Below are 21,741 nucleotides of genomic sequence, written 5' to 3' on the forward strand. Positions count from 1 at the left end.
TATGGTTCAGAAGGTCAGCACCTTGTCGGCAGCCAGGGTCCATTGGGCCAGCATCGGCAGGGTGCCGACCTCAATGCCCTCGATCAGCGGCAGGGCGGTGATGCCACGGGCATCGGTGCAGGTCTTGCACAGGCGAATGGTGACGCCTTGCGCCAGCAGGATCTCCAGCATCTGGCGCAGGTTGTACCCCTCGGCCGGTGCCTGACCGGCCAGTGCTGCACTCACCGCATCGGACATCAGGAACAGCTTGAGGCTGGCACCACCCTGTTCGTTGAGGGCGATAGCGAGACGCAGGGCGTTGAACAGGGATTCGCTGCCATAGGGGGCACCGTTGGCAATGACCACAATTTGTTGATTCATAACAGACTCCCGATTGAAAAGAGCGCCATTGTAGAACCAACAGGGTGGCAATTGCGTGATGTTGCACAACTTCTGTCGCACCTTTTTCCCGCTTGCTTGACCCTGCCGCCGATCGAGGTTTTTATGGTCAGCTCGCAAACAAGACCGGATGAATCGAGATGTGGAAAGTATTGGGAGCCGGCTTGCTGCTGTTGGCGGGTCAGGCCTTTGGCAGTGAGGCGGTCGGTTGCAAGGCTCGCCTGCAGGCCGTCAACGACCAGCTGGTGTTTGCCAAAGCACACAACAATACCGGGCAGATTGCCGGGCTCGAACAGGCAGCGCGCAATATCAAGGCCAACTGTACCGATGAAGGTCTGCTCAAGGAGCAGAAAGAGCGGGTTAACAAACTGCGCGGCGAGGTAGATGAGCGCCTGCTCGAGCTGCAGGAGGCGAGAGTCAGTGGCAAGCCGGACAAGATTGCCGACAAGCAGAGCAAATTGGAGCAGGCACAGACCGACTTGCTGACGGCGCAGCGGGAACTGGATGAATTGCACCGGTTGGTAAACAAAAAATAGCCATCATGGAGATGAGGGCGGGATCAAAAAAGGCCGGGATTTCCCGGCCTTGTTGCATTTACTGTCGGTGCATCTGTACAAACTTCTTCATCAGCAGCGCTGCGGTTTCATCATATGGACGGGCTCCCGGAGGATGCAGCCTGTGAGTTGTTGATGCTGATACCGAGGTTACTGCCGATGCATCCGCACAAACTTTTCCATCAGCTGATCTTCGGTTTCCACATGAGCGGGATCCCAGATGATGCAGTCGATAGGGCAGACACTGATACAGGTCGGCTTCTCATAGTGACCGACGCACTCGGTGCAGCGACTGGGGTCGATCTCGTAAATCTCCTCACCCAGGCTGATGGCCTGGTTCGGACACTCGGGATCACACATGTCACAGTTGATGCACTTGTCGGTGATGAGCAGTGCCATCTCAGGCGGCCGAGTGGGGCTGACGGGTATCCTGACGCTCACCGAGGTTGCGCAGCAGGATGCCGTAGTTCACGTCCACTTCCTTCGGCACCGGCACATAGACTACGTGGCCGTTGCCCGGTGCGGTGTCGATCAGCTCGCCCTTGCGGTTCTGCATCTGCTCCAGATTGAAGCTGAGGTTGCCCTGCGGGGTCATCAGCTCCAGGCTGTTGCCCACCAGGAACTTGTTCTTTACCTCGACCTCGACCATGTCACCGTTGCGACCGGTGATCTCGCCGACGAACTGCTGGGTGTCGGAGACGGAGTAGCCGTAGTCGTAGTTCTGGTATTCGCTGTGGTTGTGACGGCGCAGGAAGCCCTCGGTATAGCCGCGGTGGGCCAGATTTTCGAGGGTGCCCATCAGGCTGCGGTCGAACGGACGGCCTGCAACCGCATCGTCGATGGCCTTGCGATAGACCTGGGCGGTACGGGCGCAGTAATAGAAAGACTTGGTGCGCCCTTCGATTTTCAGCGAATGGACGCCCATCTTGGTCAGGCGCTCGACATGTTCGACGGCGCGCAGATCCTTGGAGTTCATGATGTAGGTGCCGTGCTCGTCCTCGAACGCGCTCATGTACTCGCCCGGGCGGTTGGACTCCTCCAGCAGCACCAGTGCATCGCTCGGCTTGCCGAGGCCCAGCGTCGGGTCAACTTTCTGCACGGCGATGGGCTCCTGACGGTGGACGATCTGGCCCACGTCATCTTCTTTACCTTCGTGAACCTTGTACTCCCAGCGGCAGGAGTTGGTGCAGGTGCCCTGGTTGGGGTCGCGCTTGTTGATATAGCCGGAGAGCAGACAGCGGCCGGAGTAGGCCATGCACAGAGCGCCGTGAACGAAGACTTCCAACTCCATCTCCGGCACCTGCATGCGGATCTCCTCGATTTCGTCCAGCGACAGTTCGCGGGAGAGGATGACCCGAGTCAAGCCCATCTGATGCCAGAACTTCACCGTGGCCCAGTTGACCGCGTTGGCCTGCACCGAGAGGTGAATGGGCATATCAGGGAAAGCTTCGCGCATCATCATGATGAGACCGGGGTCTGACATGATCAGCGCATCCGGCTTCATCTCCACCACCGGACGCATGTCGCGGATAAAGGTCTTGAGCTTGGAGTTGTGGGGCTGGATGTTGGCCACCACATAGAACTGCTTGCCGAGGGCATGAGCCTCGTTGATGCCGAGCTGAAGGTTCTCGTGATCGAATTCGTTGTTACGCACCCGCAGACTGTAACGGGGCTGGCCGGCATAGACTGCATCGGCGCCATAGGCGTAGGCGTAACGCATGTTCTTGAGGGAACCTGCGGGGGAGAGCAATTCTGGTTTAAACATGTCGGACTCTTTATGTCTGATTGCAAATCAGGACAACGCCACCTGATGGCGTCGTAGTGGTTGAGTTGCGGTGCAAGATGCCCTCCGAGAGGATGCTCAATGCAGCGCGACCCGATGACGGCATATCTGGGGTTATCGAAAGAAGATGCGCCGGATATTCGGGGTGCGAGATTGTACTCGCCCCCACGTCATCATGCAATTTGGCAGGAAATTGTTGGCTGCGCGAGCCGATAGGATGCCGAAATGAAACAGCCGCTCAGGCCCAATGGGAGAGGGGAGATGGCATGGCATGGGCATAACCCTGCTGATAGTCACAGCCGAGCCGATTGGCGACCTCGATGTGTTGCTGGGTCTCGACTCCCTCGCACACCACCTTGGCGCCGAGCCGCTGCAGGTACTCTACCAGACCGGTGAGCATCCGCAGTGCATGGCTACTCTTGGTCGCTTGCAGCAACAGGGAGCGATCCAGTTTGATGATCTCGTAGGGCAGCGCCAGCACCCGTTGGAAGTTGCACTCCTGGGTGCCAACGTCATCGCAGACGATATGGGCGCCGTGGCTGCGCAACACTTCTATCAGGGCCAGCTCCTTGTGCTGTAGCGGGGCGTGCTCGAGTACCTCGAACCAGATGTCGAGCCCTACCTTGCGCGCCTGGATCAGTACCAGCAACAACAAGTTCTGGTAGGTGGGGCTGTTCAGAGTCGGGTTGAGGTTGATTGAGAGCAGACTGGTGCTGCTCTGCGCGAGCGTCGGCAGGTCGCGCAGAATCGCTCTGAGCATGACGATGTCCAGATGAAGGGACTCCTCATCGCTGAGGGAGAGAAAGTCGATCCCCTGATAGCGCTGCTGGCGTGGTTCCCAGCGTCTGGCCAGCGCCTCAAAGCCAATGATCTGGCTGTTCCGGTCAACGATCAGGGAGCTGAGGGGGTTAAGCGAACGGTATGAAGAGTCAGTTGTTGTCGAGGGAGAACTGAAATAAGGGGAACTGCTCACTCATAAAATCGCGGGGTGTATGGCCATTACCAGCCCCAGCCAGCCACTCCCAGTCCAGTCTTGGCGAGCCCGCTTTAAAGCGCTGGTAGGCCACTCCCTTGTGAACCGTCAGAAAAAGAGTCGTGGGGAGTCCCAGCTTGTTGCTGTAGCGCACCATCAGATCGCCCTGATAGTCGTTGCTGATTCTGATTTTGAGTGCCTGCAGTGTCAGACCTGTTGCGTGGCCATGCTCATCCCAGACTTCAAACATGATGTGAACACTCTGATGTTGATGATGCCACGATGAGCAAGGTGGGATGCAATTGCAACTGTCAGATCTGACAAGGGCGGAAAGTGTGAGTGGGCAAGAAAGCGAAAACCCGGCGCAAGGCCGGGCTTTCTGAATGATGGTGGAGGGAGAAGGATTCGAACCTTCGAAGGCAGAGCCGTCAGATTTACAGTCTGATCCCTTTGGCCGCTCGGGAACCCCTCCACAGGGGTATTGCATATTGCGTTCAGGAAGATGGTGGAGGGAGAAGGATTCGAACCTTCGAAGGCAGAGCCGTCAGATTTACAGTCTGATCCCTTTGGCCGCTCGGGAACCCCTCCACGGGGTATTTTCCTGAATTTTTGCACTTGAATGGTGGAGGGAGAAGGATTCGAACCTTCGAAGGCAGAGCCGTCAGATTTACAGTCTGATCCCTTTGGCCGCTCGGGAACCCCTCCCCAAGTGCGAGGCGCATACTATCAGATCCAGAGGCTTTGTGAACCCCTTGATTAGGCATCTGGCAGTAAAAAATGACTGTTCGTCGATTTTTTGATACATTCAGCTCAAAATTCAAGCTTATCAGCAAGTTGTGTGCTGCTTTTCTGCACAAAACAGCATCCGTGCAAGCTGGCGATCGCGCTGAAGATGAGGCTGATAGCAGAAGACCGCCTGTGTCGGCGGTCTTCCCGGGCATCACATCTAGCGCTGGAACGGGTAGACAGAACCCAGTTTCAGGATCTGGGTCAGCTCGTCCAGTGCGCTGCGGGACTCCTGCACCAGTGCCGGATCCCGCAGATCGTCGAGGGTCAGGCGGTCGCGGTAGTGGCGATCCACCCAGCCATCGAGGCGGGCAAACTGGCTGTCGTTGATAAGGCAGGCCGGATTGACCGCAGCGAGCTCCTGATCGTTCATGGCAACCCGCAGCCGCAGGCAGGCCGGGCCGCCTCCATTGCGCATGCTCTGCTTCACGTCCATATAATGAACGGCCTTGATAGGCGTGTTCATGGTCAGCAGCTTGTTCAGGTACGCCGACACCGCCGGATTGTCGCGGCACTCGGTGGGGGCGATGATGGCCATCTCGCCGCTCGGCAGGGTGAGGATCTGGGTATTGAACAGGTAGGATTTCACCGCATCCAGCACGGATACCTCGGCGGTCGGCACTTCGATAAAGTGCAAATCCCCCTCGCCAAACTTGCCGCGGATCTCGGTCAGTACCGCCTCGGTATTGAGGAACGCTTGCTGGTGGAAGAAGAGCACGTTCTGGTTACCCACCGCGATCACGTCGTTGTGGAACACCCCCTGATCGATCACCTCCGGGTTTTGCTGGATAAACACCACGCTCTCCTCGCCGAGGCCATGCAGGCGGGCGATGGCCTGGCTTGCCTCCAGGGTCTGGCGGGCCGGATAGCGCTTCGGCGCCGGGTGGGAGTAGTCAAAGGCACTGCGGCCATAGACAAACAGCTCGACCCCCGCCTCGCCATAGGCGCGGCAGAGGCGGGTGTGGTTGGCTGCCCCCTCGTCGCCGAAGTGGTCATTCTCCGGCAGATGGAGGTGGTGGCTGAAGTGGCGATCATTGTTGAACACGGCGCGCAGGATGCGACCAGTGACGTCAGGCTCCAGGGAGCGGTGAAACTTGTTGGTCAGGTTGGCGGGGGTGAAGTGAATGCGGCCATCCTGGGTATCGGCACTGGGGGAGACGGTGGCGGCGTTGGCTGTCCACATGCTGGAGGCCGAATAGCAGGCGGCCAGTACGGCAGGAGCCTGTTTGGCGGCCTGCTCCAGCACCCGGGCATCGTTGCCGGTGAAGCCGAGGCGGCGCAGGGTGGCGAGATTGGGACGCTCTTGTGGTGCCAGTACCCCCTGGGTCATGCCAAGCTCGGTCAGCGCCTTCATCTTGCGCAGCCCCTGTTTGGCGGCCTCTTTCGGATTGGAAGCCTCCTGGGCATTGCTCTGGGAGGCAACGTTGCCGTAGGAGAGGCCGGCATAGTTATGAGTCGGGCCGACCAGACCGTCGAAATTGACCTCGAAGTGCTTCATTGAGTACATCCTTTCGATTTTTATGATGGGTAGCGGTTCCTTCCGCGCGCAATGCGTCGGGGTTGGGCCATTATAAAGAGATTTTATGTTTTTGTAACAAGCCGGTAACCAGCAGACGTTTTTATGTCGTTTCAGATATAAAAAGAGGGGCGGTATGGCAGAAAATTGAAAAAGCGGTTGCGTCCAGCCTGTTGCCTTCGCATTAATAAATAAAGAAGCAATAAAAGAAGCCGTGTGGTTCGGGCTGGTCAGGCAAATTTGCTCACAAGATTGCTTTTTCGCGCCAAATCTCTTATACAGCCCCACAAAACCGCACACCAACCCCGTCGGGTGCAATGAGGATAATAGTTACAGCATGGGCAAATCACTGGTCATAGTGGAGTCTCCGGCCAAGGCCAAGACGATCAACAAATATCTGGGCAAGGACTACGTGGTGAAATCCAGCGTTGGTCATGTTCGCGATCTGCCCACCAGCGGCAGCGCCAGCACCGAGCCCAAGAAACCTGTCATTCGCGGCATCAAGTTGAGCGAATCCGAGAAGGCTGCCAAGGATCGCAAGGCCCTGTTTGCCCGGATGGGTATCAATCCGACCGCTGGCTGGAAGGCTAACTACCAGATTTTGCCCGGCAAGGAGAAGGTGGTCAGCGAGTTGCAAAGTCTGGCCGAGAAAGCCGACACCATCTATCTCGCAACCGACTTGGATAGAGAAGGAGAGGCGATCGCCTGGCACCTGCGCGAGATCATCGGTGGCGACGACAGCCGCTACAAGCGCGTGGTGTTTAACGAAATCACCAAGAGCGCCATCAAGGAGGCGTTCGCCCAGCCGTCCGAACTCAATATTGACCGCGTCAATGCCCAGCAGGCCCGTCGTTTCCTCGACCGCGTAGTGGGTTACATGGTCTCCCCACTGCTGTGGAAGAAACTGGCCCGCGGTCTCTCCGCCGGTCGGGTACAGTCCGTTGCGGTGCGTCTCATCGTCGATAAAGAGCGCGAAATCAAGGCGTTCGTTCCGGTCGAGTTCTGGGATCTCAATGCCGACCTGCTGACCGCCGACAAGAGCGATCTGCGGATGGAAGTGGTCAGCCGCAACGGGGCCGACTTCAAGCCGGTGACCCAGGCCGAGACCTTTGCCGCTGTCGCAGCCCTGGAAGGGGTCGACTACAAGGTGGTGAACCGGGAAGACAAGCCGACCGGCTCCAAGCCGTCCGCGCCGTTTATCACCTCCACCCTGCAGCAGGCGGCCTCTACCCGTCTGAGCTTCGGGGTCAAGAAGACCATGATGATGGCCCAGCGTCTCTATGAAGCGGGTTACATCACCTATATGCGTACCGACTCCACCAACCTCAGCAAAGAGGCGGTTGAAGCGGTGCGTGAATATATCGGCGAGCAGTATGGCGCGGCCTATCTGCCAGCCGAGCCGAATCTGTATGGTGCCAAGGCCAATGCTCAGGAAGCGCACGAGGCGATCCGTCCCTCCAACGTACAGGTGACTGCCGAGATGCTGGAAGGGATGGAGCCGGATGCCATGCGTCTGTACGACCTCATCTGGCGTCAGTTCGTTGCTTGCCAGATGACCCCTGCTCAGTACGACTCCTCCACCCTGACCGTTAAGGCGGGTGAGTTCGAGCTCAAGGCCCGTGGTCGTACCCTGCGCTTCGCCGGTTGGACCAAGGCGCTGCCGCCGATGGGTCGCAAGGGCGAAGATAGCCAGCTGCCGGCGGTGACCGTGGGCGAGCTGCTGAAACTGGTCAAGCTGGATCCGCGCCAGCACTTCACCAAACCGCCTGCCCGTTTCACTGAAGCGGCGCTGGTGCGCGAGCTGGAAAAACGCGGTATCGGCCGTCCGTCTACCTACGCCTCCATCATATCCACCATCGTCGATCGCGGTTATGTGCGGGTCGAGAGCCGCCGTTTCTTCGCCGAGAAGATGGGCGAGATTGTCACCGATCGTCTGGTGGAGAACTTCGTCGAGCTGATGAACTACGAGTTCACCGCCAAGATGGAAGACAAGCTCGATGGCATCGCCGAAGGGAGCCTTGAGTGGAAGAAGGTACTGGATTCCTTCTACGCCGAGTTTACCCAGGAGCTGGAGAAGGCCGACAAGGCGCCCGAAGAGGGCGGCATGCGTGCCAACCAGATGGTGATGACCGACATCGACTGCCCGGATTGCGGCCGCAAGATGGGTATTCGTACCGCCACCACCGGCGTGTTCCTCGGTTGCTCCGGCTATGCTTTGCCGCCGAAAGAGCGCTGCAAGAAGACCATCAACCTGGTCTCTGCCGACGAGTTTGTCTCCGCCACTGACGGTGAAGAGGCGGAAACCGAAGCGCTGCGCGCCAAGCACCGCTGCGGCGTCTGTGGTACAGCGATGGATGCCTACATCATCGATGACAGCCGCAAGCTGCACGTCTGTGGTCGCAACCCGGATTGCGATGGCTACGAGATCGAGAAGGGCCAGTTCAAGCTCAAGGGCTACGAAGGGCCGAGCATCGAGTGCGACCGCTGCGGTAGCGAGATGCAGCTCAAGAACGGCCGTTTCGGCAAGTACATGGGTTGCACCAACGAGACCTGCAAGAACACCCGCAAGATCCTGAAAAATGGCGACATCGCGCCGCCGAAGGAGGATCCGGTGCCGCTGCCGGAGCTCAAGTGCACCCAGTCCGATGCCCACTTTGTGCTGCGTGACGGGGCTGCCGGTCTGTTCCTGGCAGCCAGCAACTTCCCCAAATCCCGCGAGACCCGCGCGCCGCTGGTGGAAGAGCTCAAGCGCTTCAAGGACCGCATCTCGGCCAAGCACAAGTATCTGGCCGGTGCCCCGCTCACCGATCCGGACGGCAATCCCGCCATCGTGCGCTTCAGTCGCAAGACCAAGGAGCAGTACGTGATGAGCGAGGTCAACGGCAAGGCGACCGGTTGGACCGCTCACTACGACAACGGTACCTGGCAAGAGAGTTTGCCAAAGGCTAAAAAAGCCTGATGAAAAGAGGCCCCGACAAGGGGCCTCTTTGCTTATGGATAGCGGTATACTGAGACAGCTGCAAGGAGTGCAGCTGTCGTCAATCGCGAAGTAGACAAGGAGGTTGAGATGGAGATTAACGAGATCCGGCCGGGCATGAGCTGCATGACCCGTGAAGGAGCGGCCTATGTGCTGGAAGTGGACCGACAGAGCTTGCTGGTGCTGCTGCAGCGCGCGGATGAGACCATACCGGTGCAGGTGCGCAGCGACGAGATCCTGGCGCCGCTGGAGTGATCCGTCTGTGATCCCCTCAAAACGGCAGTAGAAAAAGCAGCTCGGCCAGATCGGGCTGCCATTGCCACTCCTTCATTCTGACCCGCCCACCGATCACCACGACCCCTTCTTGCTGCAGGCGTCCCGTTTGTTCGGCAAAGCCTGGCGATCCTTTCGGTAACGAGATAGTGCCCGCTGCGCTCAGCACCCGATGCCACGGCAGTACCTTGTCGGTTTCCCGCAGCACCTTGCCCACCAGTCTTGCCCGTCCGGGCAGCCCGGCCAGATCGGCCACCTGACCATAACTGACCACTCGGCCTGCCGGGATCAGGGCGATGATCGCTTCGATACGGGCCGTTTTGTTCAATGGGGATGGACTTGGTTCAATGCTCATAGACCCGATTCGTCAAAAACAACAGAAGCGCCATTGTGGCGCTTCTGTCATGAGGCTGGCAATGATTCAGCCGAAGGTCTGGCTAAGCCCCTTCAGTTGCTTGGCCCGTTCCAGCAGAGCCTGACTGGAGTGATCGACATCCAGCATCTTCTGACTGTTGGCGTGGGAGTACTCGGAGATCTGGTGGATACTGCGGCTGATCTCCTCTACTACCGCTTGTTGCTGCTCAGCAGCGGTGGCGATCTGGGTGGAGTGTTCGGTGACCAGCTCTATCTCTGCCAGCACGGTATGGAGGCTGCTGGCGCCCTGGCGGGTCATCTCGGCACATGCGCGGGTCTGTTGCAGGTTCTCTTGCATCATCCCCTTCCAGCGTCCCAGAGTGTGCTGGATCTGCTTGATGCTGCCCTGGATCTGCTCGGTCGCCTTGTGGGTGCGGGTCGATAGAGTTCGCACCTCGTCTGCGACCACTGCAAAACCACGGCCCTGCTCCCCGGCGCGAGCCGCTTCGATGGCGGCGTTGAGGGCCAGCAGGTTAGTCTGCTCGGCGATGCCCTGGATCTCGCCCATTACACTGCCAATCCGTTCGGATTCGCTGGCGAGCTCCACTGCCGAGTTGAACGCCAGCTCTGCCTGTTTGGCGAGCTGTTCGATCTGTTGCTCGGTCTGGTTCAACTGCTGGTTGGTTTGTTCACAACGATTGCGAGCTTCGTTGACCTGACCGTTGGAGTCCTGAATGTTGCGGGCGATTTCGTGAGCTGTGTTGGCCATTTGAGTCATAGCCGTAGCCATCTGCTGGGTCTGGGCATCTTGCTCGTTGATATCGAGACAGGCCTGATGAGAGGCCTGCTTCAGATTGATGGCCAAGGTTTGCAGAGGTGCCGTGGCATCGTTGATCCGCCCCAAAACGGTTCGGATGCGAGCCTGCAGCATCTTGATATGAAAATCGGCAATGGCGCCGGGGTTGTCACCGGAGTAGACCAGCCGGGTCAGACTGTCATATTCGCGGCCCAGCTGCTGCAGATAGTGGGGTAGGGCAAAGAGCTCGCGCCAGTAGGCTCCGCCAATAAGCAACAGGGGCAGCAGCATCAGCAGGACGGTCATGGCCCCTTGGCTGGCGAAGGTCCAGCCCATCAGGCCGAGCAGCAGCAGGGTAATGGCCGGGGTGCGCACTCTGGCAAGAGAGGGAAGGTTGCTGCTGTTGCCTCGCTCGGCCTTGAGCAGGGCTTGGTAGGTCTGAGCGGCGATGCGCTTGAATTGGGGCTCGGGCTTGCAGCGTACCGACTGGTAGCCGCTGATCCTGTTGCCTTCGTAGATGGGGGTGACGTAGGCATCTACCCAGTAGTAACGACCATCCTTGCAGCGATTTTTGACGATGCCGCGCCAGGGTTTGCCCTCCTTGAGACGGGCCCAGAGATCGGCGAAGGCGGCCTTGGGCATGTCGGGGTGGCGTACCAGATTGTGGTTGTGACCGACCAGCTCGTCGGCGCTATAGCCGGCGATGGTGCAAAAAGCCGGATTGGCATAAGTGATCACCCCGCGCAGGTCAGTGGTGGAGACCAGTTGTACGTCGGCAGGAAACTCCACTTCGCTATCCAGGGTATGGACATCTCTGCGGGCCATAGGAATACGCTCCGATGTTCTTGTTGATAATGTTGTCGTTGTTATTGTGGCAGATCTGGAGGTGGCCGCAGGCTCGCGCCAGCAGGAGGCAGACCAGCTTCATTGGGGGCTGGATTTTGCCAATAATGGCGGATGAATGGTAGGGGGAAGTTGATGTTTTGTTGGCTAATCGTAAAAAAGGCGGCCGATTGGCCGCCAAAGTAGAGACAACATTACCTCTGTGGCATCCGGTAGCGCACCTGCAACTGATCGAGGATCTGCAGCTGACCCGGCAGGCGGGCGGCGAAGTGCTCCCAGCCCTTGTGGGCGGGATCGCTCCAGGCCACCTCGGCCGTGGCCAGCATACGCGGGAACAACATGTAGTCGAGACGATCACGACTGGTGATCAATTCTGACCACAAGGGGCTCAGCACCCCGAGGATGTTATCGTTGGCATGGAAATCGGCTGGGGCAGGGTCACACGAGTAGATCTGCTCCAGATTGAGGGTACCCGCCCAGTAGAGGCCGGGTTCATGAATATCGGCGCTCCAGGCGAGATCGAGATAGAGGAACTGGGCGGGTGCCATCACCACCGGATAACCGGCCGCGGCAGCATCCAGCCCCGCCTGAAAGCTGGTCCAGGCACAGATGGCCGCTTTGCGGCTCACCTTGTCGCCATGCAGGATCTCCTCCCAGCCAATCATCTGTTTGCCTCTGGCGGCCAGATAGCGCTGGCAGTGGCGCAGCAGATGGCCCTGCAGCTCGCGGCAGTCGGCGTAGCCCTGCTCGGTCATCAGCAGTTGGCATGCGGGGCTGTCGGTCCAGACCCCGGTCGGCACCTCGTCACCCCCCATGTGGATCTGCGGGCCGGGAAAGAGCTCGCATACCTCGTCCAGCACCGCCTCCAGAAAGCGGTAGGTGCCGGGCAGGGCGGGGTTGAGCACGTTGTCATCGAAATGCTGAACCGAGCGGTAGCGGGAGTGATCCGCCGTTTCGATCAGCAACTCGGGCAGCGCCTTGATGGCGGCGTGGCAGTGGCCCGGAATGTCGATCTCGGGAATGACGGTGATGCCGAGCTCACCGGCATAGCTCACCAGCTCCTTCACCTCGCTCTGGGTGTAGTAGCCGCCATAGGGTTCGGCACCGCCGCTGAGCTGGGGGGCGATCGCCAGATCGTGGCCGCGCCAGGCACCCACGTCGGTCAATGCCGGGAAGGCCTTGATCTCGAGCCGCCACCCCTCGTCATCGGTCAGGTGCCAGTGAAAGCGGTTGAACTTGTAGAGGCTCATCAGCTTGAGCAGGCGCTTGATGGTGGCCGGCGTGTGGAAGTGGCGGGCGCAGTCGAGAAAAATGCCGCGAAAGCCAAAGCGCGGGGCATCCTCCAGCGTGATGCAGGGCAGGCTCTCCCCATGTTGCAGATACCACTGGGCTAGCGTCACCAGCCCATGACGCCAGCCCGTTTCGTCGGCGGCGGCAATTACCACCTCCTGCGGCGTGATGGTCAGTTGGTAGGCTTCGGGGGCCAGTTTGGCCTCGGTCAGCCGGATTTCTGCGTCGTGATCCTGCTCCAGCGCCAGCGATGTGAGTTCGTTGAAGTGGGCCAGCAATTTCGGCACATCGCGGGGGGCGCTGACATGAGCCCGCTCGGCCAGCCGGAAGTTCCCCTCCAGCAGTACCAGATGGGCCGGTTGCGGCACTATACCGGGCAGGGGCTCGACATCCGGCAGGTCGGGGCGGGCTACCGGCGGGTTATCCAGTCCGAGATCCTGCGCTGCCAGCGTCACCGGCAGCAGCTGGGCACCCGTGGTCGCCTCCGGCAAGCTGAGGAAAAAGCCCTGCGGCATGTCGGAGAGCTTCTTGATGGGGGTCTGGCGGCAGCAAAAGCGCAGCTCGCAGCTGCCTGTTTTTGGGACAATCACCTTGTAGCTGCCGCTCTGGCGCTCCAGCTCACCCCCTTGCAAGGAGTCGGGGTCGATGTGGCGAGCCAGACAGAAGTGCAGCTTCCACTTGGTATCCGGCATGCGGGAGAGGGTGAAGGTGAACCAGACATCCTCGCCGTCACGTCGGGTGACCTGGGTGTGGATCAGGGGTGTAAACATGGAAAATCCTCTGATTGGGCAAACAGGATGGCGCCATCGAGCGCATCTGCCTGGGGGGGGATCAGGTTGAGCTGGCCGAGACGGGGAGCGAGGCGGGTGCCAATCCCCCCCAGCAGGGCGATTTGTCTGGCACCCAGCTGGGTCATCCCCTCCAGCAGGATCCGCAGCTGTTCGCAGGTTTCGTCCAGCAGCTGATTGGCGAGCTCGTCGCCATCGCTGGCGGCATCGAATACCCAGGGGGCAAAGTGGCCATAGTCCGCCGGAATGGCGCGGGCGGCCCAGCGAACCACCTCGGCCTGATCCCGCTTGAAGCGATCCATCAAGCGGATGGCGAGGGTGCTGGGGGGCAGAATGCCGTCGTGGCAGAGCAGGGATTGCTGGATGGCGCGCAGCCCCAGCCAGGCACCGCTGCCTATGTCTGAAATGGGGAAGCCGCGGCCGGAGCAGGTGCGGATCTGCCCCTCCTGATAGACCAGCCCCACCGAGCCGGTACCGGCGATCAGAATGGCCCCCTCACGGCCGCCAAAGGCGCCGAGGCAGGCACCGAAGGCATCGGAGGTGAGCCTGACGCTGGCAAAGGGGAAGGGCATCTCGAGCAGGGCGTGATAGCAGTCGGCCAGCTCGGCGGAGGCGAGCGCCAGTCCGACCCCCATCTGCTGTTCACTCTCGATAGCGATCCCGGCGACAAGGCGGGCGCTGGCGATGGCAGCCAGCACATTGGCGTGGGCATGGGGGATGCCCAGCTCCAGATTGGATCCTGCCGCGCGCCCCTCTCCGAGCAGCTTGCCCGCCCGATCCCGAATGCGGGCGCGTGTGTGGGTGCCCCCGCCATCGACACCGACCCAGAACTCAATCATGGCGACCTCCATTTCCCTGCGCATTCAGCCAGGTGATGGCCAGGGCAAACCAGGCGGCGTGGGGGATCCACTGCTCGCCCCAGCGCCAGTTCTGATCCAGCCGATCCTTGTACTCCTCCGGAATAAAGGCCACCTCATTTTCGTCATCGAATCCGGCGGTGATGCCGTTGCAGATGCCCCCCTGCGCATTGGGATACCCGGCGGTATAGGCGGGGTTGTTGATGCCGTGGCCAGCCAGCATGCAGGCGTTGAAGGGGTTTTGCCCGAGGATCCAGTCGAGTTGGCGCTGACCGTAAGTGATGAGCGGCTGGCTCTGGCGGGGGAAGTGGCGGGCGCCAGCAAAGGCCATGGTCGCCAGCGATGCGAGGCGGGCGTTCTCCCCCTGCCACCAGTAACCGGACTCGTTGTGGTGGGGCATAAAGAAGCTGACGCGCGGCGCTTCATCCACCCCTTTCACATATTGGCGGGCGAGGGAGAAGGGGTTGCCCGCGCGGGCACAGAGCGCCAGCTCGGCGGCCAGCGCCTGCTCCACCACGGTTTGTACCCTAGCCTTGTATTCCTGATCCGGCTCTACGCCCAGATATTCCAGCAGCGCCAGCACCGGCAGGCCCGCCTCGGTGGCGTGATAGTAGGGGCGCGAGCCATCCTCGTTGGCCGACCAGTAGTGACCCAGCTCAGGATGAGGGCGCTGGCGGGCACAGAGCTTGCTGGCACGGGCTCTCGCCTCATTGAGCCACTCGCTGCCGAGGGTGCGGGTCAGCTCTACCGCTGCCAGCAGGGCGCAGTAGTCGTCGATGATGTTTTCGACCCCGTCATCCAGATAGGAGAGGTTGTGTTCACGCAGATGCAGGTAGCCGCGTTTGGCGGCCTCGGCGTAGCGGCTGGCATCGAAGTCGCCGCTGACGCTCTCGCGGGCGGCGCGGGCCAGCGCGGCGATGGCCATGCCGCCCCCTTGGCGAAAACCTGCCTGCCAGTTGGCGGACTTGAGCCCCTGCTGGGTGGCATAGGCGCATAGCTCGCGCTGCTCCGGGTCCTTGCTCCACTTGTCGAACAGGGTCATGTAGAAGAAGCCCGACTCATCCTGCATCCGGCAGAGGAAATCGGCGCCGTGCAGCGCCTCGTCATTGAGCCGCTTGCAGAGGTTCACCCCGTCGATATCGCGGCGCGGGGCCAGCAGTTCCCGGCACTTGAGCAGAGCCCACACCACCATGGGGGTCTGCTGGGGGTTGAGGTAGTTGGCGTAGGAGAGGTGGCTCAGGTACTTGCTCATGTCGCCGCTGGCATCGAACCAGCCGCCGTGAACATCTTTGTGCTGGTCGGTGCCAAACAGGCGGGCGCTGCGGTCGGCCCGATCGAAGGTGCCGCTGGCGCGCTGCCCCTTGAAGTAGTGAATGACATCGGAGAGACAGCGGCTGGCCAGCAGATCCTGGCCGATGGCAAAACGGGTCGAACGGACAATGCCTTGGGCAGTGATCGCCTCCAGCCGATAGTGGCCGGGCTCTTTGAAGGCGGAGAAGTCGGCACGCCAGTAAGCGCGGCCCTGCCAGCCGGGGACGCTGCCCGCCGGTTGCAGCGGGGTTTCAAACAGGATCTGGCCATCATCAAGGCGTTGCAGCCTGACATAGCCGCCGAGATCAGGGGCGGGGGAGGTTTGCAACAGGGCGACCTTGTGTCCGTCGCACTCGTAGCCCACCTGATTGATCAAGAGTTCCATCAAGGTATTACTCCTGTGGTTCACCGCCGGGCGGTGAGGCACATCACGGGGCTGTGGCCGCCCCGTATCGAGGCATGGCCGGACAGGGTTGTCCGGCCGGTCTAAGGCTCACCCTCACTCGTAGAGGTAGCAGCGCACGAAGTGGTTGTCGGCAAGCTTGGTGATGGGGGGCAGCGCCTCCTTGCAGCGGGGCACCGCCTGATTGCAGCGCCCGGCAAACGGGCAACCGCAGGACTCCGGCGTCCAGAGCGGGATCTCCCCCTTGCGGCCTCCCTCCAGCTCGGCGTGGATGCTCTTCTCGGGGTCTGGCACCGCCGAGATGAGCAGCTGGGTGTAGGGGTGCTGCGGGTGGTGCAGGATTTCGTCCACCTCGCCCCACTCCACCATGTGCCCCACATACATCACCGCCAGATCTTCCGCCACATAGCGGGCGGTGGCGATGTCGTGGGTAATGTAGAGCATGGAGACGCCGAGCTCGTTCTTCATCTGCTCCATCAGGTTGAGGATGCCGATGCGAATGGAGACGTCGAGCATGGAGGTGGGTTCGTCCGCCAGCACCACTTCCGCCTCCACCGCCAGATTGCGGGCGATGTTGACCCGCTGGCGCTGGCCGCCGGAGAGCTGGTGCGGATACTTGGCCGCCGTCGCCTTGGCGGGGGTCAGGCCGACCTTTTCCAGCAGGGCGTAGACCATGTCGGGCAGCTCTTTCTTGTCGATCACCTTGCTGTGCAGCAGCAGGGGACGGGCGATGTGGTGATAGATGGTGTGGGTCGGGTTGAGCGAACCGAACGGATCTTGCCACACCATCTGCACGCTCTGGCGATAGTCCAGCAGGGCGGTGCCCTTGTTGAACTCCTCCAGATCGTGGCCGCGATAGAGAATGCGCCCGGCACTGAGCTTGTACATCTTGGCGATGATCTTGGCGATGGTGCTCTTGCCGGAGCCCGACTCCCCGACCACCGCCAGGGCGCGGCCCCGGTGCAGGTTGAAGGTGATGTCGGAGAGCGCCCGCATCTTGCCACTCTTGATGGCATTGGAGTTGATGGGGAAGTCCTTGTAGAGGTGCTGGACTTCGATGATGGGTGCATCGGTTTTGGCGATTTGCATGACAGACATCCTTAACAGCCAGCGGCCTTGTCCAGATAGATCACGGAATCTTGTTGCAGTCCCTGCTCCTCATAGAGGTGGCAGGCGGTCTGTTGCCCGGGGCGGATCTCGGCCAATCTGGTGTACTCCTGACGGCAGCGATCGTGCACCTTGCCGCAGCGGGCCTGAAAGCGGCAGCCGACCGGCACCTCCAGCAGGTTGAGCGGTGTGCCCGGGATCCCCTCCAGTACCTTCTTCGGCCCGTGCAGGGGCGGGAAGGAGTTGCCGAGCCCTCTGGTATAGGGGTGCAGCGGCGCGGTCAGGATCGCCTTGGAAGGAGCCACCTCCACCAGCTCACCGGCATACATGATGCCGATGCGATCGCAGAACTCCACCATCAGGGAGAGGTCGTGGGTGATGAACAGAATGGAGAAGTTGAACTTCTCTTTCAGGGCATAGACCTTCTGCAGGATCTCCCGCTGTACCACTACATCGAGCGCCGTGGTTGGCTCATCCATGATGAGCAGCTCGGGGTTGAGCGCCATGGCGATGGCAATCACCAGCCGCTGGCGCATGCCGCCGGAGAACTGGTGCGGGTAATCCTTGAGCCGGCTCGGGTGAATATCGACGATGGTGAGCAGCTCCTGAGCGCGCTTGATCGCCTCGTAACGGGTCATGCCGGGGTTGTGGGCCAGCAGCACGTCGCAGAACTGCTCCTCCATCCGCAATACAGGGTTCAGGGCGTTCATGGCGGACTGGAACACCACCGACACCTGTTGCCAGCGGTAGGAGCGCAGTCGCTCGTCGTTGTAATGGAGGATGTTCTCCCCCTTGAACAGGATCTCGCCACCGCTGATGTAGGCGGGTGGCTTGTGCAGCCGGGCCACCGAGAAGGCGACGGTGGATTTGCCGCAACCCGACTCACCGGCGAGACCGAAGATCTCGCCCTGTCTGATATCGAAGCTCACCGAGTTGACGGCGCGCACGTCGCCATTTTCGGTGATGTAGTCGACGCAAAGATTGCGTACTGACAGCAGGGGATGCTTGTTCATGCTGTCTTCTCCTGTGCGGCAGAGAGTGGTGTTGCGACCGGGGTGGCAAGTTTCTTCCAGCGGCTCAACCCTTTGTGGGAGCGCAGCTGCGGGTTGGCAATCTCGTCGATGGCGAAGTTGAGCAGGGCCAGACCGGCACCCAGGGTGGCGATGGCAAAGCAGGGAGCCAGGATCTCCCACCAGGCGCCGACCAGAATGGCGCTGGAGGTCTGGGCGTTGTAGAGCATGATGCCCCAGCTCACCACAGTCGGGTCGCCAAGCCCCAGGAACTCCAGAGTCGCTTCAGTGACGATGGCGTAGATGATGGAACCGATAAAGCTCACCCCGATGATGGAGATGAGGTTGGGCAGGATCTCTACCAGAATGATGCGCCAGGCCGGCTCGCCCAGTACTTCGGCGGCGATGACGAACTCTTTCTCGCGCAGGGCCAGGGTCTGGGCTCGGATGACCCGCGCGCCATAGGCCCACGAGGTCAACCCTATTATCACGGCAATCACCGCCGGTGACGCCTCCCCGATAAAGCTCGCCAGCACCAGTAGCAAGGGGAGGTTGGGGATCACCAGCACCACGTTCATCAGGAAGGTGAGGCACTCATCCACCAGACCGCCGAAGTAACCGGCGGTGATGCCGATGGCGACGGCCAGGGTGCAGACCAGCAGGCCTGCGCTGAAGCCCACCAGCAGCGAGATACGGGCACCGTTGGTGAACTGGGCCCAGATATCGTGGCCCATGCGGGTTGAACCCATCACGAACTCGGCACTGGGCGGCTGGTGCGGGCGAGCCACCCGTTTGGTCGGCTCGTTGCTGGCCAGAATGGGGGCAAAGAGGGCCATCAGTACGAAGGCAACCACGATGGCGAGGCCACAGGCAGCCTTCTTGTTGCCCAGCAAGATTTTGAGAATGGTCGGCATACGCATCTTATTTGCCTCCTGTACGCAGACGGGGATCCAGGAAGACGTAGAGCACGTCGGCCAGGAAGTTGAAGCTGAGCATGGTGATGGTCATGATGAGCAGCTGCCCCTGAATGAGCGGGTAGTCGCGGGCCAGAATGCCCTGATAGAGGGTCAGGCCCAGGCCGGGATAGTTGAAGATCACTTCGGTGATGAGGGAGCCACCGATGACGAAGCCGAGTGCCATGGAGAGGGCAGTGACGCTGGGCAGAATGGCGTTGCGGGCGCCGTAGTTGAAGATCACCCGGTTGCTGGAGAGCCCCTTGGCCTTGGCCATGGTGATGTAATCCTCGCCCAGCAGGTTGATCATGTTGTTGCGCATGGTGATGAGAAAGCCCCCCACCTGCACCACGGCCAGAGTCAGCACCGGCATGATGGCGTGGGTCATGATGCTCTTGATGTGCTCCCAGCCCCAGTCAGCCTTGATCTCCGGGCTGTAGGCGTAGCCGATGGGCAGCCACTCGAGGCTGACCCCGAACAGGAACAGGGCGAGCAGGGAGACCACCACCGGCGGAATGGCCTGCATCACCAGGGTGAGCGGGGAGAGAATGCTGTCCATCCGGCCGCCGCGATACCAGGCGGCGAAGATGCCGACGATGGAACCGAGGGAGAAGCTCAGGATGGTGGAGGTGCCGACCAGAAACAGGGTCCAGCCGATGGCACGGCCCAGCACGTCAGAGACCTGCTGCGGGTAGAAGCGCACCGAGGTGCCGAGATCCCAGGTGAAGACACTCTTCACATAGGTGAGAAACTGGGTGCCGATGGGGCCGTCGACGAAGCCGAAGGTGGCTTTGAGGGCTTCCAGGGCGGCGGGTTCCATCATGGCGCCAGCGCGGGCAAACATCACGGAGACAGGATCCCCTGGCATGGCACGGGGTAACAGGAAGTTGATGGTGGCGGCTACCAGAAAGGCAACCAGGTAGAAGGAAAAGCGTCTCAGTATGAATCCCATGATAGTACCTTTTACTGCAAGTCTGCCCCGCGTCGGGTATAGCGACCCCAACCCCGGCGGTGCCGGGCAAGAAGGGGATTAACGGGGAAGATGGCCCCCCGCAGGGGGCCGGGATTGTTTAGCTGTTTGGCTTGAGGGACAACACGTGCAGCAGACGCTCAGGGGTGTCCGGGTGGAGCTGAGGTTTGGCTACCGGGTTATCAGCACTGAACCAGCCGTTGAAGCGCTTGGTGCTGTACTCGTACCAGGTCGGGTTGTTGAAGACCGGAATGATGGTCTGGTTGGCACCAACACGATCCTGGATGGCGAACATGATCTCCTTCTGCTTGGCCGCATCGGCGGTCTGGGTGAAGTCATCGATCAGCTTGTCGAGCTCGGGATCCTTGTAACGGGGCGCGGCGAAGCGGTTGCCACGGTCGCCCATGTTGCGGGAGTGGAACGCGGTCTCGAAGTACTTGTGCGGGTTGGCACCGGCAAAGTAACCCTGCAGGGCGACATCGAAGTCACCGGTGATCAGGTTCTCGGTCCAGACGGTCGCTTCCGGGGTGGCGGTCTTGGCGTTCAGGCCCAGCGCCTGCAGCCCTTCTACACCAATCTGAACTGTGTTGACCCAGTCGGTCCAGCCGTTCGGTACCAGTACCTTGAACTCGATCTTTTTGCAGCTCGGAGTGTCGAGGAACTTGTCGCCGTCACAATCCTTGTAGCCTGCCTCTTTCAGCAGGGCCTTGGCCCCTTCCAAGTCGAACTTGTTGTACTTGCCGTACTTCTTGTCCACTTCCGGGTTGTTCCAGGAGTCAAAGGCTTTGCCCAGACCTGACGGGTACTCGTTGACGGTGGGGTAGCCGTAGCCCGCGATATCCACCATGGACTGGCGGTCCATCGCCATGGAGAAGGCGCGGCGGAAGTTGATATCGTTGAAGGCTTCGTTATTGCCCGGGTTTTTGGTCTGGAAGTTGACGTTGAACGCCACGGTACCGGAGGCCGGGAACCAGTATTTGTTGTTCTTCGGATCGTTGCCGACGTAGAGGCGCTCGATATCCGGTACGAAGGAGCCGAACCAGTCGATGTCACCTTTCATGACAGCGGCCAGCACCTGGTCGTTGGTGGCCATCTGCGGCATGCGGATACAGTCGATGGCGAGGTTGGCGTTATCCCAGTAGTGCGGGTTGCGGCACTGGGTATAGAGCTGGGCGGAGAAGTTGTCCACTTCGGTGAAGGGGCCAGTACCAACCGGCTTGTCGTTGGTGAAGGCAACCGGATCTTTCACCGATTTCCACTGATGCTCCGGCACGATAGGTACCAGCACCAGATCGTTCACCACGTTGGTGTTGACCTCGGTCAGGTCGAATTTGACCTTGTTGGGGGCCAGCTTCTCGACGCTCTTGATCTGGGTCCAGATTGAGCGCTCATCCAGCGCCTTGTTGGCCTTGACCAGATTGAAGGAGAAGATGATGTCATCGGCATCAAAGGCTTCGCCGTCAGACCACTTCACGCCGTCACGCAGATCGAAGGTGACGGATTTCAGGTCATCGCTGAACGCATAGTTGGTGGCCAGACGATAGACGGGTTTGCCCCCTTGCATATCGTTGAAGATCACCAGCGGTTCATAGATGAAGTGACGGGTGGTGTGCAGCAAGCCCGCTTGCAGGAAGGGGTTGAAGTTCTTGACCCAGGCGGTTTCCTGCTGTGCGACCATGGTCAGCACGGTTTTGTTTTCTGCGGCCATGACGTTACCGGCGGCACCGGCAAGCATCATGGTTCCCAGCATTACAGCGGTAGAGATTTTGGATACTTTGGCAAGCATATGTTTTCCTTTCTTATTTTTTGGCATTCCCGA

Annotated in this window: 19 protein-coding genes and 3 tRNA genes; 3 read left to right on the forward strand and 19 right to left on the reverse strand. The window is 60.4% G+C overall.

The window, feature by feature from the left end:
* Positions 1 to 6: 6 nt before the first annotated feature.
* Positions 7 to 360 (reverse strand): DsrE/DsrF/TusD sulfur relay family protein, encoded by a 354-nt coding sequence (locus tag I6L44_RS01710; RefSeq protein ID WP_005334901.1) that lies wholly within the window; start codon positions 358 to 360, stop codon positions 7 to 9.
* A gap of 158 nt (positions 361 to 518) precedes the next feature.
* Between I6L44_RS01710 and I6L44_RS01715 the strand changes: the two genes are divergently transcribed.
* Positions 519 to 914 carry a DUF1090 domain-containing protein gene (locus tag I6L44_RS01715; RefSeq protein ID WP_216953098.1) on the forward strand — a complete coding sequence of 132 codons (396 nt, stop codon included), beginning with the start codon at positions 519 to 521 and terminating at the stop codon, positions 912 to 914.
* A gap of 168 nt (positions 915 to 1,082) precedes the next feature.
* Here I6L44_RS01715 and I6L44_RS01720 read toward each other — a convergent pair whose 3' ends face one another.
* The 8 genes from I6L44_RS01720 to astB form a co-directional block, all read right to left on the reverse strand.
* On the reverse strand, positions 1,083 to 1,331 hold the full coding sequence (locus I6L44_RS01720; RefSeq protein ID WP_005334896.1) for a YfhL family 4Fe-4S dicluster ferredoxin: 249 nt from the start codon (positions 1,329 to 1,331) through the stop codon (positions 1,083 to 1,085).
* Position 1,332: 1 nt separating this feature from the next.
* Positions 1,333 to 2,697, reverse strand: a complete 1,365-nt coding sequence (yegQ, locus tag I6L44_RS01725; protein WP_216953099.1) for a tRNA 5-hydroxyuridine modification protein YegQ — start codon at positions 2,695 to 2,697, stop codon at positions 1,333 to 1,335.
* Positions 2,698 to 2,953: 256 nt separating this feature from the next.
* Positions 2,954 to 3,610 (reverse strand): EAL domain-containing protein, encoded by a 657-nt coding sequence (locus I6L44_RS01730; protein WP_254204304.1) that lies wholly within the window; start codon positions 3,608 to 3,610, stop codon positions 2,954 to 2,956.
* A gap of 34 nt (positions 3,611 to 3,644) precedes the next feature.
* On the reverse strand, positions 3,645 to 3,938 hold the full coding sequence (locus tag I6L44_RS01735) for a hypothetical protein (RefSeq protein ID WP_216953101.1): 294 nt from the start codon (positions 3,936 to 3,938) through the stop codon (positions 3,645 to 3,647).
* Positions 3,939 to 4,075: 137 nt separating this feature from the next.
* Positions 4,076 to 4,160 (reverse strand) — tRNA-Tyr (locus I6L44_RS01740).
* Positions 4,161 to 4,191: 31 nt separating this feature from the next.
* Positions 4,192 to 4,276 (reverse strand) — tRNA-Tyr (locus I6L44_RS01745).
* A 32-nt stretch (positions 4,277 to 4,308) separates the two neighbouring features.
* Positions 4,309 to 4,393: transfer RNA gene (locus tag I6L44_RS01750), tRNA-Tyr, on the reverse strand.
* 241 nt (positions 4,394 to 4,634) lie between these two features.
* Positions 4,635 to 5,972: an N-succinylarginine dihydrolase gene (gene astB / locus I6L44_RS01755; protein WP_216953102.1), complete on the reverse strand. Its 1,338-nt coding sequence runs from the start codon at positions 5,970 to 5,972 to the stop codon at positions 4,635 to 4,637.
* A gap of 355 nt (positions 5,973 to 6,327) precedes the next feature.
* On the opposite strand from astB, the gene topA reads away from it, so the two are divergent.
* Positions 6,328 to 8,949 (forward strand): type I DNA topoisomerase, encoded by a 2,622-nt coding sequence (topA, locus tag I6L44_RS01760; RefSeq protein ID WP_216953103.1) that lies wholly within the window; start codon positions 6,328 to 6,330, stop codon positions 8,947 to 8,949.
* Positions 8,950 to 9,057: 108 nt separating this feature from the next.
* The gene (locus I6L44_RS01765; protein WP_005334891.1) at positions 9,058 to 9,222 is read left to right on the forward strand and encodes a hypothetical protein; all 165 of its coding nucleotides are present in this window, start codon (positions 9,058 to 9,060) and stop codon (positions 9,220 to 9,222) included.
* A 16-nt stretch (positions 9,223 to 9,238) separates the two neighbouring features.
* Here I6L44_RS01765 and I6L44_RS01770 read toward each other — a convergent pair whose 3' ends face one another.
* The 10 genes from I6L44_RS01770 to I6L44_RS01815 form a co-directional block, all read right to left on the reverse strand.
* Complete coding sequence (locus I6L44_RS01770) at positions 9,239 to 9,595, reverse strand: MGMT family protein (RefSeq protein ID WP_216953104.1); 357 nt, start codon at positions 9,593 to 9,595, stop codon at positions 9,239 to 9,241.
* A gap of 66 nt (positions 9,596 to 9,661) precedes the next feature.
* Positions 9,662 to 11,215: a PAS domain-containing methyl-accepting chemotaxis protein gene (locus tag I6L44_RS01775; RefSeq protein WP_216953105.1), complete on the reverse strand. Its 1,554-nt coding sequence runs from the start codon at positions 11,213 to 11,215 to the stop codon at positions 9,662 to 9,664.
* A 212-nt stretch (positions 11,216 to 11,427) separates the two neighbouring features.
* Positions 11,428 to 13,293: a beta-N-acetylhexosaminidase gene (locus tag I6L44_RS01780; protein ID WP_216953106.1), complete on the reverse strand. Its 1,866-nt coding sequence runs from the start codon at positions 13,291 to 13,293 to the stop codon at positions 11,428 to 11,430.
* Entirely contained in the window at positions 13,278 to 14,150 is an 873-nt protein-coding gene (locus I6L44_RS01785; protein WP_216953107.1) for a BadF/BadG/BcrA/BcrD ATPase family protein, read from the reverse strand. Before I6L44_RS01785 ends, I6L44_RS01780 begins: the two co-directional genes overlap by 16 nt.
* Entirely contained in the window at positions 14,143 to 15,864 is a 1,722-nt protein-coding gene (locus tag I6L44_RS01790; RefSeq protein WP_216953108.1) for a glycoside hydrolase family 9 protein, read from the reverse strand. Before I6L44_RS01790 ends, I6L44_RS01785 begins: the two co-directional genes overlap by 8 nt.
* Positions 15,865 to 15,978: 114 nt before the next feature.
* Positions 15,979 to 16,971 (reverse strand): ABC transporter ATP-binding protein, encoded by a 993-nt coding sequence (locus tag I6L44_RS01795; RefSeq protein WP_216953109.1) that lies wholly within the window; start codon positions 16,969 to 16,971, stop codon positions 15,979 to 15,981.
* An 11-nt stretch (positions 16,972 to 16,982) separates the two neighbouring features.
* Positions 16,983 to 18,002: an ABC transporter ATP-binding protein gene (locus I6L44_RS01800; RefSeq protein WP_005334876.1), complete on the reverse strand. Its 1,020-nt coding sequence runs from the start codon at positions 18,000 to 18,002 to the stop codon at positions 16,983 to 16,985.
* Positions 17,999 to 18,919: an ABC transporter permease gene (locus I6L44_RS01805; protein ID WP_005353820.1), complete on the reverse strand. Its 921-nt coding sequence runs from the start codon at positions 18,917 to 18,919 to the stop codon at positions 17,999 to 18,001. Before I6L44_RS01805 ends, I6L44_RS01800 begins: the two co-directional genes overlap by 4 nt.
* Position 18,920: 1 nt before the next feature.
* Positions 18,921 to 19,904 (reverse strand): ABC transporter permease, encoded by a 984-nt coding sequence (locus I6L44_RS01810; RefSeq protein WP_005334871.1) that lies wholly within the window; start codon positions 19,902 to 19,904, stop codon positions 18,921 to 18,923.
* A gap of 118 nt (positions 19,905 to 20,022) precedes the next feature.
* Complete coding sequence (locus tag I6L44_RS01815; RefSeq protein WP_216953110.1) at positions 20,023 to 21,708, reverse strand: ABC transporter substrate-binding protein; 1,686 nt, start codon at positions 21,706 to 21,708, stop codon at positions 20,023 to 20,025.
* Positions 21,709 to 21,741 lie beyond the last annotated feature (33 nt).

The sequence above is a fragment of the Aeromonas sp. FDAARGOS 1414 genome (assembly GCF_019047065.1).
Classification (GTDB): Bacteria; Pseudomonadota; Gammaproteobacteria; order Enterobacterales; family Aeromonadaceae; genus Aeromonas; species Aeromonas veronii_A.

Excerpts from the sequence above, each read along its gene's own strand:
- I6L44_RS01710 (WP_005334901.1), bottom strand. The coding sequence starts at position 360 with ATGAATCAACAAATTGTGGTCATTGCCAACGGTGCCCCCTATGGCAGC.
- I6L44_RS01715 (WP_216953098.1), top strand. The coding sequence starts at position 519 with ATGTGGAAAGTATTGGGAGCCGGCTTGCTGCTGTTGGCGGGTCAGGCC.
- I6L44_RS01720 (WP_005334896.1), bottom strand. The coding sequence starts at position 1,331 with ATGGCACTGCTCATCACCGACAAGTGCATCAACTGTGACATGTGTGAT.
- yegQ (WP_216953099.1), bottom strand. The coding sequence starts at position 2,697 with ATGTTTAAACCAGAATTGCTCTCCCCCGCAGGTTCCCTCAAGAACATG.
- I6L44_RS01735 (WP_216953101.1), bottom strand. The coding sequence starts at position 3,938 with ATGTTTGAAGTCTGGGATGAGCATGGCCACGCAACAGGTCTGACACTG.
- astB (WP_216953102.1), bottom strand. The coding sequence starts at position 5,972 with ATGAAGCACTTCGAGGTCAATTTCGACGGTCTGGTCGGCCCGACTCAT.
- topA (WP_216953103.1), top strand. The coding sequence starts at position 6,328 with ATGGGCAAATCACTGGTCATAGTGGAGTCTCCGGCCAAGGCCAAGACG.
- I6L44_RS01765 (WP_005334891.1), top strand. The coding sequence starts at position 9,058 with ATGGAGATTAACGAGATCCGGCCGGGCATGAGCTGCATGACCCGTGAA.
- I6L44_RS01770 (WP_216953104.1), bottom strand. The coding sequence starts at position 9,595 with ATGAGCATTGAACCAAGTCCATCCCCATTGAACAAAACGGCCCGTATC.
- I6L44_RS01775 (WP_216953105.1), bottom strand. The coding sequence starts at position 11,215 with ATGGCCCGCAGAGATGTCCATACCCTGGATAGCGAAGTGGAGTTTCCT.
- I6L44_RS01780 (WP_216953106.1), bottom strand. The coding sequence starts at position 13,293 with ATGTTTACACCCCTGATCCACACCCAGGTCACCCGACGTGACGGCGAG.
- I6L44_RS01785 (WP_216953107.1), bottom strand. The coding sequence starts at position 14,150 with ATGATTGAGTTCTGGGTCGGTGTCGATGGCGGGGGCACCCACACACGC.
- I6L44_RS01790 (WP_216953108.1), bottom strand. The coding sequence starts at position 15,864 with ATGGAACTCTTGATCAATCAGGTGGGCTACGAGTGCGACGGACACAAG.
- I6L44_RS01795 (WP_216953109.1), bottom strand. The coding sequence starts at position 16,971 with ATGCAAATCGCCAAAACCGATGCACCCATCATCGAAGTCCAGCACCTC.
- I6L44_RS01800 (WP_005334876.1), bottom strand. The coding sequence starts at position 18,002 with ATGAACAAGCATCCCCTGCTGTCAGTACGCAATCTTTGCGTCGACTAC.
- I6L44_RS01805 (WP_005353820.1), bottom strand. The coding sequence starts at position 18,919 with ATGCGTATGCCGACCATTCTCAAAATCTTGCTGGGCAACAAGAAGGCT.
- I6L44_RS01810 (WP_005334871.1), bottom strand. The coding sequence starts at position 19,904 with ATGGGATTCATACTGAGACGCTTTTCCTTCTACCTGGTTGCCTTTCTG.
- I6L44_RS01815 (WP_216953110.1), bottom strand. The coding sequence starts at position 21,708 with ATGCTTGCCAAAGTATCCAAAATCTCTACCGCTGTAATGCTGGGAACC.